Genomic DNA, 18,475 nt, shown 5'->3' on the forward strand with positions numbered 1-18,475 from the left:
AAATAATTCACCATATATTGATAAAAATAAATTGAGTTATTCCCATGCAGCCACAATCATTAAAGATTGCCCTAATTACTGATAACTATTTCCCGCAGATAGGAGGAGTTGAGTATTGTGTTGATGCCTTAGGAAGAAACTTAGCGGCACTTGGACATCAAGTATGCATTATCACGCGCAAAAGAAAAAATTACCCCTTAGAAGAGAGAAAAGGTTCGCTAGTAATTAGACGAATTTCATACACTCAGATGTGGATGACGCTTTTAGGTTTTTCTCGCCAATATAACCAGTTTTTTGCTCAATTTGATATCATAAATGCCCATAGTTTGGGTTCCATATTAGCAGTACAAGCTCTATTGTTAGCCAAAAAAATAAAAAAACCCCATGTTTTGACAAGTCATTCTTTATATAGAAATCAAGACAAACGTTTAATTAGAGGCTTCGCCCTATTAGTGAAACATGTGATTTGTGTCAGCCATGCGGTTATCGATAACATGAAGTCTTTAAAAAAAAACGCGATCACTTACTATATTCCCAATGGGTTTGATATGTTTTCTCCTAATGGGGCAGAAAAGATTGTCCCTTTAGTAAAAAAACCGGATGAACTCATAATAACCACCGTATCCCGGTTATCGAGCAAAAAAAAAGTTACTGATTTTATACTTGTTGCTCATGAATTACTCAAAAAACATAAAAACCTAAAATTTTTTATCGTTGGGGATGGACCACAAAGCACAAAACTCCAACGAATGGCCAATCAATTAGGTATTGTAGACTCTCTATTTTTTACTGGAAATATATCACGAGCGGCCGTATTTCATTTAATACAGCAAACGGATATTTTTGTTTTAACCTCCCCTCACGAAGCATTTGGAATGGTTATATTAGAAGCAATTTATCACAAGGTCCCTACCGTTGCTTATGCCAATAATGGAATTTCTGACATAATTTCTTCAGAAAGAACAGGTTTTTTAGTTTCCTCAATGCCTGAAATGATCGAAAAAATAACCCAACTTATTCATGATGAAGCATTACGTTTTGAATTAGGAGATAATGCACATCCATTACTCAATAAATTTAAATGGGAGCATATTGCGAAACAAACTTTATCTGTTTACTATAGATTATTGATTTCTTCTCATCCTTAAGGGATATCACTTACGGAAGGAAAAAAATTATAAGGAAGCTCCATTGATATCACGACTTATCAATTATTTTCATTTTTTAAGATGCCATTTAAAAATCACCCCACGGCTCAGTACTACAAACATTCAAAAAAATGTCATTGTTACGCTCACTACAACCCCAAAACGAATTAATAAAATATGGCCAACTTTAAACTCTATTGCGTTACAATCACAACAACCCGAAAAAATTATGTTGTGGATCCCCAAACGATTTAAACGCTTTGCCAATCAATCTATTTCCCAGCTTCCTAGTTTTATTAAAAAATACCCTAATGTTTTTATCCAATACATTGAATATGATTACGGCCCTGCTTCAAAATTATTGCCTTGTTTAGAGTTCTTTTCAGGGCAAAATAAAAAATTAATTATCATTGATGACGATAGAATCTATCCACCTCATTTTATTCGTGATCTCTTGCAATACGAACAATTGGATCCTGATGCTGCAATAGGAATAGCAGGAACCGTGATGCATGGTTCGATGCGTTATGAATATAAAGCAACAAAAAAATTGACTTTGGTTGATGTGCTCCTGGGATATAATGGGGTGCTGGTGAAGCCAACTTTTTTTTCAGAAGACATTTTTCATTATCCACCTAATTTACCTGAAGCATTTTTTGAAGACGATGTCTGGATTAGTGGGCATTTACAGAAAAAAGATATTCGACGAATTCTGATACCTTCATTACCAGGATGGCAAAGTATCATTCTTGGCAATAAACGCTCTATGGGATTATGTATGCATGAAAATAAGAATAAAAATAACTTTAATCGCGTCTTTCATCACTTGTTTGAACGGTAACTCATAATGAAGAAAAGAATTCCTATTTTCTATTATCATTCCATTGGCGGCACAGGACCTGAAACATTAGATTTACATCGCTTTACCGCGCACTTAGATGCCTTGAAAGACCAATCTTATACCACAATTACTCTTGCTGATTTGTTTAAAGAAAAATATGATACAACAAAGAAAAATGCAGTGTTAACCTTTGACGATGGCTTACTGGATAATTATGAAAATGCATTCCCTTTATTAAATCAGTATGGTTTTGTCGCTACCTTTTTTGTGGTTCCTGGATTTGATGAAATAACCCGGTGGGTGCACCCAGGAAAAAGAAAATGGAGTAATGTTCAAAAAACAGGGTATACAATTCCCTATAAAAATATGCAAAAGAATCATCGCAAAGCGCTACTAAATGCAGGAATGGAAATTGGTTCACATAGTTTTTCTCATCCTAAGCTTCATCAAATTGAGCAGAACAAACTTGGATATGAAATTTCTGATTCTAAAAAATGCTTAGAAGATGAATTGGGAATAGCTATTGAAACATTTTGTTATCCTTACGGTGGTTATAATACAGCAGTTGTTGAAAAGGTGAAACAAGCTGGATACCTTGGAGCAACAACAACATGGCCGGGCTACTATAACTCTGAGAAATCTTTATACAAAACCAATCGTTTCTTGATCGAAAGCCCCGTCTTTTTTTCAGAAGTACTTAAGGGAAATGGATTATCTGCTTATGCTTATTTGAAATCAAAATTTTTAGCTGATTGGATGAATAAATATTAGACTTTGTTTGATCTTCCCAAACCCATCATTTCTCAGAACCAGTAATGAGAAATTTTTGATTTAGGCGCAAGCTTTTTTCATAAACCCTGTATGTCTTATAATGAGTTGCGTTAACAAACTCGAGTCCTGTTTGCATGGCTTTATTGTCTTCTAATATCCATGAAAACTCTCCCTGCTGATAATTGAACTGGTCTATTTTTCGAAAATATTCATAATAGAGTAGTCCTCCTACAGGAAGATGTTGGTATTTTTGCAATACCCCCAATAATGGAATACGAATGCGATTAATTGTTTTTTTAACTTTGAGTTGCCAAAGTAATTTTAAGAAGTTAAAAGGAAGTAATTTACCGTTACGAATTTTTATAAGCACTTGATTGAGATCAGGAATAGCTATTGAAAATCCACATGGTTCTCCTGCTACTTCCGCGAAATACACAAGATTAGGATCGATAAACGTTTTTAAATCAGATACTAAATAAACAAATTCGTCTAAATCTAAAGGTAAATATCCCCAATTTTGGCTCCATGCATCATTATAAATAGCTACAATAAGCTTTAATTCTTCAGTAAAATTTTTTACATCTGCGGGTCTAACGATAATCTCGTATCTTTTTTGCAATGCCCTCATAAGGTTAATTTTTTGAGGTTCAATCTTCACCTGCTTAATATCCACACTCCATGCCTGAAGATCTTTAATTTTTTTATATCCTTGCTGTTCCACTAATTGTACATAGTACTCCGGATTTTGAGGCATCATTATATAAGGTTTGCTATCAAAAGCAGAAATTTGTAATCCACATTCATAATTTATTGAAGGATTCATAGGTCCACGTAAAGTATCCATCCCTTGTTGAAGAGCCCATTGCTCTACTTGGGCAAAAAGAGCCTCCGAAACTTCATTTGAGTTTTCAGCCTCAAAAAACCCCCAAAAAGCGACCTTTTCATTATAGAGAGTATTATGTAATTGATTAATAATGCAAGAAACTCTTCCTACAGGTTGATTTTTACGATATGCAATCCAATGATTTATTTGTGCACTTTTATAAAATGGATTTTTTTTATCTAAAATGTGTTTTACAGTATAGTGCAAGGGGGGAACCCAGTTTTCATTCTGTTGGTATAATTGAAAAGGAACCCGCAAAAAGTTATTGAAATCTTTTGCTTTTTTGCATAAAACGACATCAATGGACATGAAATCTCCAGACTTTAATTTCCTTCAATTTTTTAGAGAATGAAAATTTCAGTATGCGTTTATTCTTAATTTTATGCAAGTTGTTACTTGTGTAAAAAAACAAAAGCTGTAAGATCATTTCCATGGCTTAATTAGAATTATTTATCTGACATTTGAGAGACGATATTTTTAGGGCATTCCATTATTGTGATGATTTTAGATAGATAATTAAACTATTAAGACTGTATTAAATAAGGATTTTTATGAATCAGCAAATACAAGAACGTGTTATCCAGTTAATAGCAAAAAATCAAAAAATACCACCTGAAAGCATTCAATTAAACCAATCTGTAGAAGAGTTATGCGAAACCTCGCTTGATCTAGTAAGTTTATTATTTGCACTTGAAGATGAGTTTGATATTAATCTATTAGATGATGCCGAAGTATCCAAAACTGTTCGTGATATTATCCTAGGTATTGAAGAACTTCTTAATGTTCAACAATCAACAGAGACAAGTGCAGCATGAAACCCATTCGAGTCGTGATTACTGGTTTAGGGGTTGTTTCAGCAATAGGAAATAATCATCAAGATTTTTGGAATGCGCTTTCCCAAGGTAAATCAGGCATCACGCCAATAGAACAAGTGGACTGCACGGGTATGCGCTTCAACTTAGGCGCAGAAGTTAAAAATTGCAACATTAACACTTATTTTCAGCCTAAAGAACTTGATTGGCTGGATCGTTTTGCTCAATTTGCCTTAATCGCTGCACAGGACGCAATAGAGGATGCTAAAATAGAAAACCAAATTGCAAATGCACGGACCGCTATTGTAACAGGCTCCAGTGTAGGCGGCAGGAATACCGAGGAAAAAGCATATTACCGCATATATGGCCAAAAAAATACACGCATACACCCTAATTGTATTCCTAATTCGATGACAAATGCAGGCGCAAGTCACATTGCATTAAAATTTAATATCACAGGACCCGTTTTTACAATATCAACTGCATGCGCCTCCTCAACACAAGCAATTGGCCATGCATTTTGGCTTATTCGTCAAGGGATAGTCTGCCGCGCAATTGCTGGAGGTAGTGAGGCCCCCTTCACTGAGGTCCACCTTCGTGCTTGGGATTCTTTACGGGTTGTTTCATCGGATACATGCAGACCTTTTTCCAATAATCGTTCGGGAATGATTTTAGGAGAGGGAGGAGCTATGATTATTTTAGAATCCTTAGAATCGGCTGAACGCCGTGGGGCACCAATCTATGCAGAAATTATTGGCTTTGGAATGTCCTCTGATGCCTCGCATTTAACCAAGCCTAACTCACTAGGACAGTGTCAGGCTATTTTAAATGCCTTACATGACGCTAATCTTGCGCCAGAAGCGGTAAACTATATTAATGCACACGGCACTGGCACCATTTTAAATGATGAAGTGGAATCAAAAACAATTAATACCATCTTTCCAAAAGCTAAAAATCATTTATTGGTAAGTTCGACTAAAAGCTCGCATGGACATCTATTAGGTGCTACCGGTGCTCTTGAGACAATTGCCACTGTTTTGTCACTAAAACACAAAACCATTCCACCCACGATAAATTTCTTAGAGAAAGCTAATGACTGTGATTTACCTTTAGTGACGAATCAAGCTTATCAACATGAAATTGATTATGCCTTGTGTTCTTCTTTTGCGTTTGGTGGATTAAATGCCGTACTCGCTTTACGTCATTATAGCTCTAGTTAGTATCCATTCTGACAAATATTTACTTTTAGCTCTTATTCACCGTATCATACATAGTATTAGTTTTAAGGAGTAATCAAATGATTTATATATGGATAGCCCGTCTGTTTTAGATAAATTGAATTATACCGATTTTGGATAGGAAGAAACTAGTATTATCAACTGAACAAAAAATGCTAGATGTACGTGATGTTTAAAAATGGAAAAACTCAATGCAAGATTTTATTTCAATCGTTGATACGCTACAAGGACATGTAAAAGATTATCCTAATTGTATCGCCATCAAATTTTTAACACAAAAAGGTTATGAAACAATAACTTATAGTCAGCTTGATCAACAAGCACGTAGTTTAGCTCATCGATTACAGAGCCATGCTCCCTATCATGATGAGCGTGCGGTTATTCTGTTACCCCCTGGATTAAAATATATTGTTGCTTTTTTTGCATGCTTGTATGCTGGTGTGATTGCTGTTCCTGTATATCCACCGAAGAGGAATCAGCATAAAAGTCGAGTGCTTTCTATTCTTAAAGATTCACATGCCAAATTTGTAATTACGAATCAATTTTTCGTCAGTGAGTTTTTAGATTATACAGTTATTGATGTTGACTCAACCAATGAAGAGACAATTGAAAAGTATCTTTTTGAGCCTATTGAGCAAAATAAAATTGCTTTTTTGCAATATACATCAGGCTCTACAAATACCCCTAAGGGTGTATTTATAAATCATGGAAATCTCATCGCAAATATAAAAACGATAGTAAACATACACCCTTCTCATGGTAATGATAGTAACAAGGTTTGTTCATGGCTGCCCCCCTATCATGATATGGGTTTAATTGGATGTATTCTCACTCCCTTGTATAAGAGAGTTGAGCTTATTTTAATGGCACCCGCCTATTTTTTGCATTCACCCATATGTTGGCTGGAAGTAATTACTCAAGAACAAATCACTACAACCTGTGTGCCTAATTTTGCTTTTGATTACTGTGTATCCAAAATAACAGACACTCAAATGAAGCAACTAAATCTAAGTAGCTTGCAATGTATTTATAATGGATCTGAACCTATTCAATTCGATTCAGTGCAGCAATTTATTAATAAATTTTCTGCAGCAGGTCTTTCTCCACAAGCAATACATTCATGCTATGGTCTTGCTGAAGCAACTTTAATGTTAACTGCAAAACAGTTTAGTAACGCGAATAACTCCTTAAAACTTGTCAAATCTGATTTTGAATTAGGCAAAATATCTATTTCACTTGAAGAATCATATGAGTCCACTGTGCGAGTAATAAATTGTGGTAATTGTCAATCCGATCATTCTATACGTATTGTAAATCCTAATACCTTAACTGAATTGCCTGAAAGAACTCTTGGTGAAATTTGGGCAAGTGGGCCAAGCATTGCCAAAGGCTATTGGAATAAAGCAGAACTCACAAAAAACACTTTTGAAAACCAATTACCTAATAATCCTGAGATCTTTTATTTAAGAACAGGCGACCTAGGTTTTATCAACCAAGGTGAGTTATATGTGACAGGAAGAATTAAAGACTTAATTATAATTTGTGGCAAAAATTATTACCCACAAGATATTGAACAAGCAATTACTCAAAGTGATCCTGTATTTGATACACAAAGTGCAGCTGCATTCACAGTAGAAATTCAAGAGAAACAAGAACTCATTGTCATCCAAGAAATTAGGCGCGACGCGATGAGCACTATACAGCCTGAATTACTATTTGCTGAAATCCAAGCTCTTTTATTGGATCAATTTGGATTAGTGCCCTACTCTATCGTGTTAGTGAAACCGTACTCATTGCCTAAAACATCAAGTGGAAAAATTCAACGTTGGCTTGCTCGCAAGGCGTTTCTTGATAAAACTTTAAAAAATATTGCTTACTGGAATAAGAATTCTAGAAATCAAACAGGCACTATTTTTCTGAACTCCTCTACAACTGAAATAAAAAAATGGCTGAATGATTGGATGATGAGGCGCCTTAATATGGAATTAACCGATCATGATTACGAAAAGTCTGTCACTGCCTTAGGGATTAATTCAATTGCTGCAGTCGAATTATCCAATGATTTACAGACTAAAATAGGTCAAAAATTTGAATTATTGCCTCTGTTTGAACAATATACTTTAAATCAACTCATCACCTTTTTGTCAGATAGCTCTCCCATTAACGATTTAAAATGGAATCAAAACAATAAAATCGCAGAGTCCTTAATTGACAGCTCATTAATCAATCAGTTCTCCAAAAACAATGAATCAATTAAGCTAATTGATCCTCCATTAACGTTTGGATTACGAAATTTAATCCAAAACCCTGATTTGAATTTAGACGATGATTTTATTGGAGCTTTAAAAAACATTTACTTTAATGTTAATGAAGGTATATCAAGTAATACTACGGTAATTGATGGAAAAGCCTATATTAATTATTCGGGATATAACTATTTAGGTTTATCTGGTGATCCAAGTATTACTGAAACGGTTATTGCTGCTGTAAGAGAATGGGGGACCTCTGTTTCTGCCAGCCGCTTGGTTTCTGGTGAAAAATCACTTCATGGAAGATTAGAAAAGGCTATTGCTGATTTAATTGGTGCTGAAGATTGCCTCGTATTTCCTTCCGGGTATTCAACCAATGTTTCAGTGATTACACATTTGTTTGGTAAACACGATCTTATTATTCATGATGAGCTTGCCCATAACAGTATAATCCAAGCTGCATTATTTTCTGGAGCAGAGCGTATTGCCTTTCCGCATAATAATTATCAATTTCTCTTTGATTTTCTTGAAAAATATCGTGATCGTTATAGAAAAGTGTTAATTGTAACAGAAGGGATCTTTAGCATGGATGGAGATATTGCTGATGCTCCCAAACTTATTGCCATTAAAAAACAATTTAATGCTTTTTTAATGATCGATGAAGCACATTCTATGGGCGTATTAGGGAAAACAGGTAAAGGTATTCGTGAATATTATCATTTAGATGCTAAAGATGTGGATATTTGGATGGGGACACTCAGTAAATCATTTGCCAGTTGTGGTGGTTACATTGCAGGGACGCATGAATTAATTGAAAATCTTAAGTATACTGCCGCAGGATTTGTTTATTCAGCAGGTATAACTCCTGCAAATACAGCTGCTGCTTTGGCTGCAATTGAGGTTATGAAAAAAGAACCACAACGAATAGACTTGCTTCGTGACAGGCATACTCTGTTATTGTCTTTATTAAAAGAACAAAACATTCCCACAGGGTTAAGCAATAATACCCCAATTATTCCAATTATTGTTGGCAACGATTTAGCAGCAATACAGTTAAGTCATTACTTAAAAGAAAATCATATCTTAGCTTTACCTATTATTTATCCTGCAGTAGAAAAGAATTTGGCGCGGATACGATTATTTGTGAATTGTTTACATACCGATGAACAAATTTATAAAACCGTTAATTTATTGAGGGAAAAGATTCTAAAAGTAAAATTAAAAAAGAGCGCTGCGCAAATAGCATAATTTACTTGTTAAATTAATATCAGTTCGAGATATGAAAGCAAATCATTATCTCTACACGTTTTGTTTGCGTCGTCACTAACATGTTGTGGCTTTAAGATCTGATTCTGTCCCCACGCAATTTAAAAAAAAGGATCCCAGTCACTATTTAGGACGGTTCAACCTAAGGAGGGGCAAAATGCCCCATCGCTAAGGCTTGGTATATTTCTATTAAGGCTTCGAGACAGCGCTTTGCGCTTCCTCAGCCCGAACGATCCAAGTGGAGAATAAATAAAAATCATTTTTTAGTTTAAATTTCGTGGGCATATCTCAGTTCAAGACTTGATCCATCCCCACGAAATTTAAAAATAAGGAGCCACTCCCTATTTAAAGCCGTTCAGCCTGAGGAGGGGCAAAATGCCCCGTCTCGAAGGCCTGATATAAGGCTTAGCGATAGCGCTTTGCACTTCCTCAGCCTGAACGATCCAAGTGGGGAATAAATCAAAATCATTTTTTAGTTTAAATTTTGTGGACATATCTCAGTGCGAGACTTGATCCATCCCCACGAAATTTAAAAATAAGGAGCCACTCCCTATTTAAAGCCGTTCAGCCTGAGGAGGGGCAAAATGCCCCATCTCGAAGGCCTGATATATAAGACTTAGCGACAGCGCTTTGCGCTTCCTTAGCCCGAACGATCTAAGTGGAGATCATTTTTAGAACCGTTCAGCCTGAGGAGGGGCAAATGCCCCGTCTCGAAGGCTTGGTATTAAGGCTTAGCGACAGCGCTATGCGCTTCCTCAGTCCGAACGATCAAGTAGAGATCATTTTTTAGAACTGTTCGGCCTGAGGAGGAGCAAATGCCTCGTCTCGAAGGCCTGGCATAAGGCTTAGCGACAGCGCTTTGCGCTTCCTCAGCCCGAACGATCCAAATAGAGAATAGCTCAAAATCATTTTTCGCCTAAGTACGCATTGGACGTATCATCAAGCTTAAGACTTAAGGGCATTATTTTTACCTATATATCCGTCATCTCACTACCATTGACCTAAGCCACTTGTAGTCGTCCTCGTGCAAGCGCATAGATGTCAACTTGAGGAAAAATCGACTATGGAAGGTGACGTTTAGAACGCATGTGCATGGATGGTTACTATGTAAAACAGAGTTAATAATAAGCTCTTAGCGATGTTGCAACTAAAAAAGCAATTAATGCATACAAAAATCCAAATACCATGTCAATAATGTAATGAAATCTTCCATAAATGGTACTAATTATCAATCCTATTCCAAAAGGTAAAATGTAATAAAATAAGGCCGGTCTTCAATACAAGCAATAATTCGTACCAAGCCCTGGCAATGAATGCACACCGAAACGTCAATGTTAAATACTCGTTTCAGCCGCATCGTCCAACTCATTTTCAAACGATGTGATTCATCCTCACCTGAAACATCTTTGGCTGTTGACTTGCTTTTCTTTTGTTTCGCCTCACTTGTTACCGTCGCTCGATAAGCACTATTCGGTGCAAAAACACCATAAAAACGCGTCAAATGCATTCGCGGTTTCGGAACTAATGCCACTAAACGCACAATAAAATCTAACGGCTCAAATACCACATGTGTTGTACCATTTTTATAAGGCGTCTTCAGTTCATAACGAATCTTACCATCCGGTAGAAATTTCATTCGTTGGGTGGATACTGCAGGCCTTGTTATGTATCGGCACAAACGTTCAACCTTATCTCGCTGATACGATTTCACACTAACCCCTGCGTGCAGGGAAAATCCGCTTGATTTTGCCAAAGACTTACCGAAAATTGATTCCACTTCCTCACCACTTGGCAAGGTCTTGAATATTATTATCTTCCTGCCTTGATAGGGAGCAATCGCAATGCGATAGCTAATCGAACTTCTCTTGAAGGAAATTGATGACATCTTCTTCAAAACCATCCAGAATCAAACCACCCTCCAACCCTCTTTCCAAATAACCTGCTCGTTCAAGTAGGCGTGCCATGCGCTCTATAATCCGCTGAAGCAATAAACTCATCTCCTCAGATGAGGGACTATAATCTCGTGAAATTGGCAAATCGTTCCTTCAGAATCTACCTCATATACGCCAGCTCACTGATGACTAAACTGGATAAAATATTGTTGAGCAGACTGTTGTTTTTTTCAGTAGAAGTGTTGGAGCGATTTCGATTTACTTGCTTTTTGGAAAATGAATTGATGAAATTGACTGTACTTGAATCTTCTTCATAGGTTAGAGCTAAGTTGTTGACTCATTGTATATTCCTTGCTGTATTTTATATTGATGTTGATTTATGTGACAATGAAATCAATCAGGCCAATATATCAACATAATTGCCAGTGTATGGATAATATAATGTTGAGACCCGTCGATTCTTTTCCTTGAGTCAATGGCAGTACCCCAACCATCACAATATGAAGACGAATTGATCAATTTATAAGCTATAATAAAGATGTAGGATATTATTGAAATATAATCAGGTCACTATATGCCACTAAATAGCTTAGAGGAATTTAGACTAATATTATCAAAAGAAAATAAATCAGATTCCGAAATTAATGAATTAAAGGAAATATTGAACAACAGTAATCATCCTTGGGTTAATTACACCCATGAGAATGGAAATAATCTTCTTCATGAGGCTTGTTCTTTAGATAACAAAATAATAGTAAATAGCTTATTAGAGTTTTCATCAGAAGAAGTAAAAGATAAACTAATTAATAAAATAAATAATGCCGGTTTCAAACCTATTCATTATGCATGTGCGTGGTCTTCTCTCGATATTGTATCTAATTTAATTAAAAATAACGCGAATCCTAAAGAAAAAGCTAAAGATGGAACTCCTGCTTATTATTATGCACATGAAACTGGCAATGTGATTGTGTTAAATTATTTGCTAAATGATCTTCCATGGAATGAAGATGAAGAATTATTTTTTAAGCAAGGGGATTTAATCAATAAATTTAAAGATAAATCAATGGATTCGGAGTTTGCATGTAACGCATTATGTTTAGCACATGCTGTGCATAATGAAAAAAATAACAAAGAAAATTATATTAAAAAATTGCTCCTGGCTTCAATAAAGGGAGAATATAAAATTACTTTATCTGATAAATACAATGGAAGTCCCAAAAAAGGAGAAATTTTAATCTACACAGAAGGTAATACTATTTTCTATCAGTTGCTTAATAAAAAGGGGACGAAAATAGAGGGTTCTTTTACACATGAGAATATTAATAAAGATAATATTGATGAATTTAAAAAAATAGTTATGAATTATCTGTATGAACAAAAAATACTTAATCCACCCAGCAACATAGGCCAACGTTTGTCTCTCTATCAATTATATTCAGATGATTATAATCTTGGTAAAAATACAGGAAACATTGCTACGAAAGAGTTATATGTGTCAAATAAAGAAGCTCTTAATACTGCTCCAGAAGCAATTGAAGTATTTAAAAGTTTAGCTAATTTAATGTCAAATAATTGTGAAAATGGCAACATCATAGGACTTAGATTTAATGTACCTACAAAAAATTGTCTTCATATTGTATCGTTAAGAAAAATTAATACGGATAAGGGTGAGAAATACCAAGTTTTTGATCCTAATGATGGTTATCATAAAGCAGTTAACAAAGAAGAACTTTACTTAGAAATTAATAAGGTAATGCAGAGATATTATTATAGTAATAATAATGGTGGGGCAAGTTTTACTTTTAATGTTAGCAACTTAACTAAACGTGCAAAAGGCTTAAATTTAGTCCAAGAAAACAAAGAAAATTATGATAAAAAAACGAAGCATTTGATTTTTCCGGAAGGTGAATTAAAGAATAAAATTCATGAAATACATCGGGATGAACGATTTAATTTCAGAATGTTTCTGAATTTATATAATAATTATAAAAAACATGATAGAGAGAACGAGTTTATAGAGAGTTTAAAAAGCGACTTAGAATGGGTATTAAAATCATTGATAAACAAACCAATTAAAAACTGGAATGAAGTTTATGAATTAATCAAAAAGATGGTAGGAGTGGATGAAATAAAGAAATATTCACAGGATTTAATCCTTGAATCTAGTAGAGCCAAGAATTTAGAATGTTTAAAGGATTATTTAACTTTAATAGAGAATAAGGACGATCTTTTAAATATTTATAAGAAATTTTGCTCCAAAATATTTACTCTTAACACCTGTTTGTATATTCATATTGATGATATTTCTGAATTTGAACCAGTTATAATTCTTTTTAAAAATAAAATAAGTGAGCTCATACAGGATGATAATGAGATAGAAGAGAGTATTAATAAAATAAAAGACACGATTGAAACCATATATAAAAACGTTGAAATTGAGTTCGGAGATGAACTTGATGATGAAGTATCTCAATATCTTAATAAGATGAGAGAATTATTGCTTCAAGTCCAGCCTCAGCCAAAAATAAACCTTAATGCAGAAGAACAATTACCCCAAGTTCAGACTCAAATAAACCCTGAAAATGAAAGTCATTTAAACACATCCTCTATATTTAATTCAAAGTTATCTGAAATAAATAAGATCCGGAAAACGATTAATAATGATCCAAGTCTTTCTGATTTAGAAAAAGATTTTATAAATAAATTTTATACTGAATTAAAGAAGGTCATTGATAATGGTTTAAAAAATAAACATTTGGTTGATAATATCGAAAAGAACATACAGACTTGCCTAGATCAAACAGTAGATGAATCAAAAAAAATACCAAGGACAAGTGGATTTCTTGGATTTATAAATAAAATATTTGAAGTTTTAGGCCGAGAAAAACCTTTTACTAGTGATAATAAAAAAATAATTGACAAAATCAACGATATAAAATCTGCACTGCAACAAACAAAAACTGAGAGCACCTCATCAGACGATCATCAAATCCAGCAAGAGAATACGTTAAATTAAATGGATTCTAAGTCTAAGTAAACATTTTAATAACCGCTTGGTTCCATAAGTTAGGTTGTTCTAAGTTAGATAAATGCCCTGCATTAGGTAAAATGACTAATTGGCCTGGGACTAAGATCATAGCTTTTGCCGCCATCTGAACAATGTCATATAGGAAAATCTTTTATATCATCATCATATGATTCTTGTGCATCAGATAAGGATAATTTTGAATAAACCTCAAGCGAGGCGCAGTTTTCATGGCCTGAATAGGGTGGAATTAATGCATCATCAATGCCTTTTGTCTTACCAATCATTCAATTCAATAAGACTTGGGTTGAGTTATACTCTCTCGCCACATGCTCACGGGCTTGGTGAATTAATTTGCGAATCTCTTGATGCAGCATGGATGATCACTACCATTGACCTAAGCCACTTGTAGTCGTCCTCGTGCACGCGCATAGGTGTCAACTTGAGGAAAAACGGACTATGGAAGGTGACGTTTAGAACGCATGTGCATGGATGGTTACTATGTAAAACAGAGTTAATAATAAGCTCTTAGCGATGTTGCCACTAAAAAAGCAATTAATGCATACAAAAATCCAAATACCATGTCAATAACGTAATGAAATCTTCCATAAATGGTACTAATTATCAATCCTATTCCAAAAGGTAAAATGTAATAAAATAAGGGCGTATGCAAATACCCTGTTGTTAACAAAATCGCAGAAGCGACTCCTGTATGGCCACTAGGAAACGCAGTACCTGCAGCTGAGCCATCCTGTAATAACTTATGCGTTACTCTAAAGATAATACCTTGGCTGCGTCGATCCTTAATTTTTTCAAAAATGTTACGAGGTCCGCACGCTGGAATCATGCTGTGAGTGATGTAACATGAAAAAAGTAACCATAGAATAACAAATTGACACTCATAGAATGCTACAAACTCTTGTCTAAGATAAAAAAATAACGGCACTCCATAAATAAATAAATAAAAAAATAAATAGCATAAATGAAGAAACTCCGAGAGCAAGAGCGAGTTTCCCCGATTATTATGATGAAAATTCATCACCCACAGACAATATTTTTTCTCAAAACGGATGAACTGCTCATCATAATGAATTTTATTAAATGCAGACGTAAGGATCTCTGTTTCTCTATAAAATAAGGGCAACAGCATTAAAGGAAACCAATCGTATACAACTTTTAAAATGCTTGAATCAATCACTTTTAAAAACGGAAAAATTTCCCATAAAATAATCATGCAGTTTATAAAGATATAAAAATGACGTAATTTTTTTTGTTTTGGGTTCGCTATTACTAAAATAAAAGTTGCAAGAGTCGTATAAATAATCACCAGAAGAGCTATCACTAACATAACTTAACCCTAATTGAATGATCTAACATTCTTAATTACCCCATTTGCCACAATTACGCCGATTTATGTTTACTCGCATGATAAATCGTCAAAAAAATTGTTTGTATTATAGTAAGTGTTGACAAAGAAATTAAAAGAATTAATAAAACCCCTGCCCAATAAGAACTAAACAAAGAGGTAATCAAAATCCCAATCATGAAAAAAAGCATTTCTCCACGATTCATAACACGCCAGATTAGTGTTTCATTATCATCAGATACTGCTCCACGATGATTGGCATAAGCCACTATAAACGAAGGTAAAATGACCACAAAGGAAGTAATACAGATTAACTGATCTAAACTCAAATAGAAGGCTTGAATATCGCAAAAGAAATAAGAAAAAATAATTGCGAAATCGACAAATCGATCAATTGTCCCATCAACAAATGCCCCTAAACTCGATGCTTTATTCCGAGCACGTGCAACTGAGCCATCAATCACATCAAAAATACCCGCTAAAAGAAAAAGCAAAATAGCAATAACATAACAATGAAAATAAGAACAAAAAACGGCAACTGCCGCTAATATTAAAGAATTTATTGTATAAAATCCCGCAGGAAAAGGACTATATTTTGCAAAAAACTTACCAAGAAGCATTGAAGCTTTTTGCCAGACCCGTGATTTTTCTTTTATCATGATTAAATCCAATTAAACATATAAAATGATTCGGTTTTATAATAACACGAGAAATAACCATCCTATTTAGCTGTATGATAATAACAAACAATTATACAACCGTCATCTTGTAGGGCAGCACAGATTGCTTGGAAACAATTTATTTTCAAGCTGCTATTTCATTAACTATTTATGATTGTTAACTTATTTGATATTAATACTAAATTGTATAATGTGTAACGAGCATAATTCAAATGAATAAAAAAACAATATTAATTACAGGCGCAAGTCGTGGTATAGGTAAGCAATTAGCAATTCAATATGCCTCTGCAGATGTCAACTTAATTCTGGTTGCAAGAGATCTTAAAAAACTGACGCCTGTTGCTCAATATTGCCAAGAGCAAGGAGCTAATACTATTTATGAAAGCATTAATGTCCAAGATGCCGTTTTGTTAAAAAAATTCATTATTGATGTCGATAATAGAACACCTATTGATTTAGTGATTGCTAATGCAGGAGTCTCTTCAACATTACAAGCTAATTGGCAACCTGAAAAAGAGGAGGACGTTAACCAGGTACTGGCCATTAATTTGCAAGGGACTATGAATACAGTGAATCCATTGATTCCTGGAATGATAGCTCGAAAAAAAGGCCAAATCGCCTTGATGAGCTCCATAGCGGGTTTACGTGGATTACCTCAGTCTCCGAGTTACTGTGCCAGCAAAGCAGCGCTTCATATTTATGGTCAATCTTTACGTGCTTGGCTTATTCGCTATCAAATCCATGTTAATGTGATTTGCCCTGGTTATGTAAAAACAGATATGTCGGATCAGCTTACCGGCCTTAAACCATTCTTAGTTTCATGCGAAAAAGCTGGAAGAATTATTCAAAAAGGTTTACTAAAAAATAAAGCATCTATTGCCTTTCCCTTACCGTTACATTTGCTCATTAAATTATCGCAATTACTTCCCTCAAGACCAGTGAATGCGATTTTAAATCGATTTGAATCCTATATTAATTAACGTGAGTTCGCCGTCAAGGCATGGAAATGCCTTGACGGCGCTAATCGAACGTTATCTCCAAGCTATTGTAATAAATGTTCCATAAATACATCCAGTTTTTCAAAATGCTCAGCCCACGTTGGTGGCGTATAATCAGATAATCGCTGTAATTGAGAAAAACGTTGTTCGCTATTCTCATGAGTATAAGCCTTAATCGTGTTTAACCATGTTAATCCATCTAAGGGATCAATATATTCTGGGATATCTCTGGCTATTTCTTTAAAAACTTGGAGATTACTTGCAATGACAGGTACTTTTAAGGATAACGCTTCAGCTAAGGGCATGCCATAGCCCTCTGCAAAAGTTGGGAACAATAAGGCACGCGCATGACATAAATAATTTACCAATTCATTATCATTTACGAGAATTTCAAGAACAAACTCACGTAAAATCTCACATCTTTCTAAATAATCAACAATATTTTCAAGCTCCCAACCTCTTTGGCCGATAATTACTAAGCGTGGTGTTTTTTCTTTAAGCTGTTCCACTAAACGACGCCAAACTTGTAATAAAAGTAAATGATTTTTTCGAGGTTCAATCGTTCCAAGGATCACAAAATAAGGCTGGGATAAAGGGGGAACTGTTGAGGGTGTCGCCAAATTTAGGTGCAGATCACTTCCTAGCAACACCGCTTGGGTAGGAGGTAATTGTTTCTGTTGAGATGCAGCAAAACTTTGTAGTTCTTCTAAGGTTGATTGAGAATTAGTGAGAATGCCATGCGCATGCTTTATCAGGCAATTGAACATGCCTAAATATTCATGCCCTCTCCCAGGCGAACAATATTCTGGGTAGTACAGAGGAATTAAATCATGGACCATGAATAAACTTATTACCCCAGGAATGTTACTTATATGGGGATAACCATCATATCGAGCAGGCTCAATGTTTAATAAAATTCCCCCTGCTAACTCTTGTTTTTCTTTTTTTGTAACCTTTTCTTTGATTAACAAAAGGATAATTTTAAATCTAAAATATTTTGGCTTTGAATCAATTAATTGCAAAATTTGACTGGTGGTATTTGGTGATAAAATAAGATTAAATTTCCAACAAATGAAATTAAATTGCACAACTCCGCTTACATGATTTTCATAATGCCTTAAATAAGCCATAATCACACGATCAATTCCTGTTGGACGGTGCGCTGCAATAACATTCGATAATAAACGGCTCATCCCGAGCAATATGTATTTCATTATTATGAGGAAAAAATAATTATTTGATGAGGCTCATTCTATTTAAAATTTTTTTAAATTACCACATAACCAGTCTTGGTGATAACAGGAAT

Annotated in this window: 16 protein-coding genes; 8 read left to right on the forward strand and 8 right to left on the reverse strand. The window is 34.7% G+C overall.

The annotated features are described in order from the left end of the window. The first annotated feature begins 44 nt into the window (after positions 1-44). From DYH34_RS15875 to DYH34_RS15885, 3 genes are read left to right on the forward strand one after another with little or no spacing between them, the layout of a single operon-like run. On the forward strand, positions 45-1,148 hold the full coding sequence (locus DYH34_RS15875; protein ID WP_058463740.1) for a glycosyltransferase family 4 protein: 1,104 nt from the start codon (positions 45-47) through the stop codon (positions 1,146-1,148). A gap of 43 nt (positions 1,149-1,191) precedes the next feature. Further along, the gene (locus DYH34_RS15880) at positions 1,192-1,989 is read left to right on the forward strand and encodes a glycosyltransferase family 2 protein (RefSeq protein WP_058463739.1); all 798 of its coding nucleotides are present in this window, start codon (positions 1,192-1,194) and stop codon (positions 1,987-1,989) included. Positions 1,990-1,995: 6 nt separating this feature from the next. Further along, complete coding sequence (locus DYH34_RS15885; protein WP_058463738.1) at positions 1,996-2,760, forward strand: polysaccharide deacetylase family protein; 765 nt, start codon at positions 1,996-1,998, stop codon at positions 2,758-2,760. A 25-nt stretch (positions 2,761-2,785) separates the two neighbouring features. Here DYH34_RS15885 and DYH34_RS15890 read toward each other — a convergent pair whose 3' ends face one another. Further along, positions 2,786-3,952, reverse strand: a complete 1,167-nt coding sequence (locus DYH34_RS15890) for a hypothetical protein (protein WP_058463737.1) — start codon at positions 3,950-3,952, stop codon at positions 2,786-2,788. Positions 3,953-4,194: 242 nt separating this feature from the next. On the opposite strand from DYH34_RS15890, the gene DYH34_RS15895 reads away from it, so the two are divergent. From DYH34_RS15895 to DYH34_RS15905, 3 genes are all read left to right on the forward strand, one after another. Next, positions 4,195-4,458, forward strand: a complete 264-nt coding sequence (locus tag DYH34_RS15895) for a phosphopantetheine-binding protein (RefSeq protein WP_058463736.1) — start codon at positions 4,195-4,197, stop codon at positions 4,456-4,458. Beyond that, positions 4,455-5,675 (forward strand): beta-ketoacyl-[acyl-carrier-protein] synthase family protein, encoded by a 1,221-nt coding sequence (locus tag DYH34_RS15900; RefSeq protein WP_058463735.1) that lies wholly within the window; start codon positions 4,455-4,457, stop codon positions 5,673-5,675. Before DYH34_RS15895 ends, DYH34_RS15900 begins: the two co-directional genes overlap by 4 nt. A 209-nt stretch (positions 5,676-5,884) precedes the next feature. After that, on the forward strand, positions 5,885-9,190 hold the full coding sequence (locus tag DYH34_RS15905) for an aminotransferase class I/II-fold pyridoxal phosphate-dependent enzyme (protein WP_058463734.1): 3,306 nt from the start codon (positions 5,885-5,887) through the stop codon (positions 9,188-9,190). A 1,252-nt stretch (positions 9,191-10,442) separates the two neighbouring features. On the opposite strand, the gene DYH34_RS15910 is transcribed toward DYH34_RS15905, so the two are convergent. Both DYH34_RS15910 and DYH34_RS18120 read right to left on the reverse strand, forming a co-directional pair. Continuing rightward, on the reverse strand, positions 10,443-11,108 hold the full coding sequence (locus DYH34_RS15910) for a transposase (RefSeq protein ID WP_083502703.1): 666 nt from the start codon (positions 11,106-11,108) through the stop codon (positions 10,443-10,445). Then, complete coding sequence (locus DYH34_RS18120) at positions 11,059-11,244, reverse strand: hypothetical protein (RefSeq protein ID WP_131775190.1); 186 nt, start codon at positions 11,242-11,244, stop codon at positions 11,059-11,061. The genes DYH34_RS15910 and DYH34_RS18120 overlap by 50 nt, the downstream gene beginning before the upstream one ends. Before the next feature lie 430 nt (positions 11,245-11,674). On the opposite strand from DYH34_RS18120, the gene DYH34_RS15915 reads away from it, so the two are divergent. After that, positions 11,675-14,116 carry an ankyrin repeat domain-containing protein gene (locus DYH34_RS15915; protein WP_058463732.1) on the forward strand — a complete coding sequence of 814 codons (2,442 nt, stop codon included), beginning with the start codon at positions 11,675-11,677 and terminating at the stop codon, positions 14,114-14,116. Positions 14,117-14,129: 13 nt separating this feature from the next. On the opposite strand, the gene DYH34_RS15920 is transcribed toward DYH34_RS15915, so the two are convergent. The 4 genes from DYH34_RS15920 to DYH34_RS15935 form a co-directional block, all read right to left on the reverse strand. Further along, on the reverse strand, positions 14,130-14,252 hold the full coding sequence (locus DYH34_RS15920) for an alpha/beta hydrolase (protein WP_238589424.1): 123 nt from the start codon (positions 14,250-14,252) through the stop codon (positions 14,130-14,132). 10 nt (positions 14,253-14,262) lie between these two features. Continuing rightward, positions 14,263-14,412, reverse strand: a complete 150-nt coding sequence (locus tag DYH34_RS15925; RefSeq protein WP_174905305.1) for a hypothetical protein — start codon at positions 14,410-14,412, stop codon at positions 14,263-14,265. Positions 14,413-14,639: 227 nt separating this feature from the next. Then, entirely contained in the window at positions 14,640-15,473 is an 834-nt protein-coding gene (locus DYH34_RS15930) for a phosphatase PAP2 family protein (RefSeq protein WP_058463731.1), read from the reverse strand. A 53-nt stretch (positions 15,474-15,526) separates the two neighbouring features. Next, positions 15,527-16,150, reverse strand: a complete 624-nt coding sequence (locus tag DYH34_RS15935; protein ID WP_058463730.1) for a CDP-alcohol phosphatidyltransferase family protein — start codon at positions 16,148-16,150, stop codon at positions 15,527-15,529. 233 nt (positions 16,151-16,383) lie between these two features. Here DYH34_RS15935 and DYH34_RS15940 point away from each other — a divergent pair, with 233 nt between their 5' ends. After that, positions 16,384-17,151, forward strand: coding sequence for an SDR family NAD(P)-dependent oxidoreductase (locus DYH34_RS15940; protein WP_058463729.1), 768 nt, complete (start codon positions 16,384-16,386; stop codon positions 17,149-17,151). A 62-nt stretch (positions 17,152-17,213) separates the two neighbouring features. Here DYH34_RS15940 and DYH34_RS15945 read toward each other — a convergent pair whose 3' ends face one another. Beyond that, complete coding sequence (locus DYH34_RS15945) at positions 17,214-18,362, reverse strand: glycosyltransferase family 4 protein (protein ID WP_162263045.1); 1,149 nt, start codon at positions 18,360-18,362, stop codon at positions 17,214-17,216. Positions 18,363-18,475: the final 113 nt, after the last annotated feature.

Origin of the sequence: Legionella cincinnatiensis (assembly GCF_900452415.1) — a bacterium.
Classification (GTDB): Bacteria; Pseudomonadota; Gammaproteobacteria; order Legionellales; family Legionellaceae; genus Legionella; species Legionella cincinnatiensis.

Coding starts and splice junctions, on each gene's coding strand:
- DYH34_RS15935 (WP_058463730.1), bottom strand. CDS start 16,150: ATGATAAAAGAAAAATCACGGGTCTGGCAAAAAGCTTCAATGCTTCTT.
- DYH34_RS15945 (WP_162263045.1), bottom strand. CDS start 18,362: ATGAGCCGTTTATTATCGAATGTTATTGCAGCGCACCGTCCAACAGGA.
- DYH34_RS15930 (WP_058463731.1), bottom strand. CDS start 15,473: ATGTTAGTGATAGCTCTTCTGGTGATTATTTATACGACTCTTGCAACT.
- DYH34_RS15885 (WP_058463738.1), top strand. CDS start 1,996: ATGAAGAAAAGAATTCCTATTTTCTATTATCATTCCATTGGCGGCACA.
- DYH34_RS15890 (WP_058463737.1), bottom strand. CDS start 3,952: ATGTCCATTGATGTCGTTTTATGCAAAAAAGCAAAAGATTTCAATAAC.
- DYH34_RS15920 (WP_238589424.1), bottom strand. CDS start 14,252: ATGGCGGCAAAAGCTATGATCTTAGTCCCAGGCCAATTAGTCATTTTA.
- DYH34_RS15915 (WP_058463732.1), top strand. CDS start 11,675: ATGCCACTAAATAGCTTAGAGGAATTTAGACTAATATTATCAAAAGAA.
- DYH34_RS15900 (WP_058463735.1), top strand. CDS start 4,455: ATGAAACCCATTCGAGTCGTGATTACTGGTTTAGGGGTTGTTTCAGCA.
- DYH34_RS15895 (WP_058463736.1), top strand. CDS start 4,195: ATGAATCAGCAAATACAAGAACGTGTTATCCAGTTAATAGCAAAAAAT.
- DYH34_RS15905 (WP_058463734.1), top strand. CDS start 5,885: ATGCAAGATTTTATTTCAATCGTTGATACGCTACAAGGACATGTAAAA.
- DYH34_RS15910 (WP_083502703.1), bottom strand. CDS start 11,108: ATGGTTTTGAAGAAGATGTCATCAATTTCCTTCAAGAGAAGTTCGATT.
- DYH34_RS15940 (WP_058463729.1), top strand. CDS start 16,384: ATGAATAAAAAAACAATATTAATTACAGGCGCAAGTCGTGGTATAGGT.
- DYH34_RS15875 (WP_058463740.1), top strand. CDS start 45: ATGCAGCCACAATCATTAAAGATTGCCCTAATTACTGATAACTATTTC.
- DYH34_RS15925 (WP_174905305.1), bottom strand. CDS start 14,412: ATGATTGGTAAGACAAAAGGCATTGATGATGCATTAATTCCACCCTAT.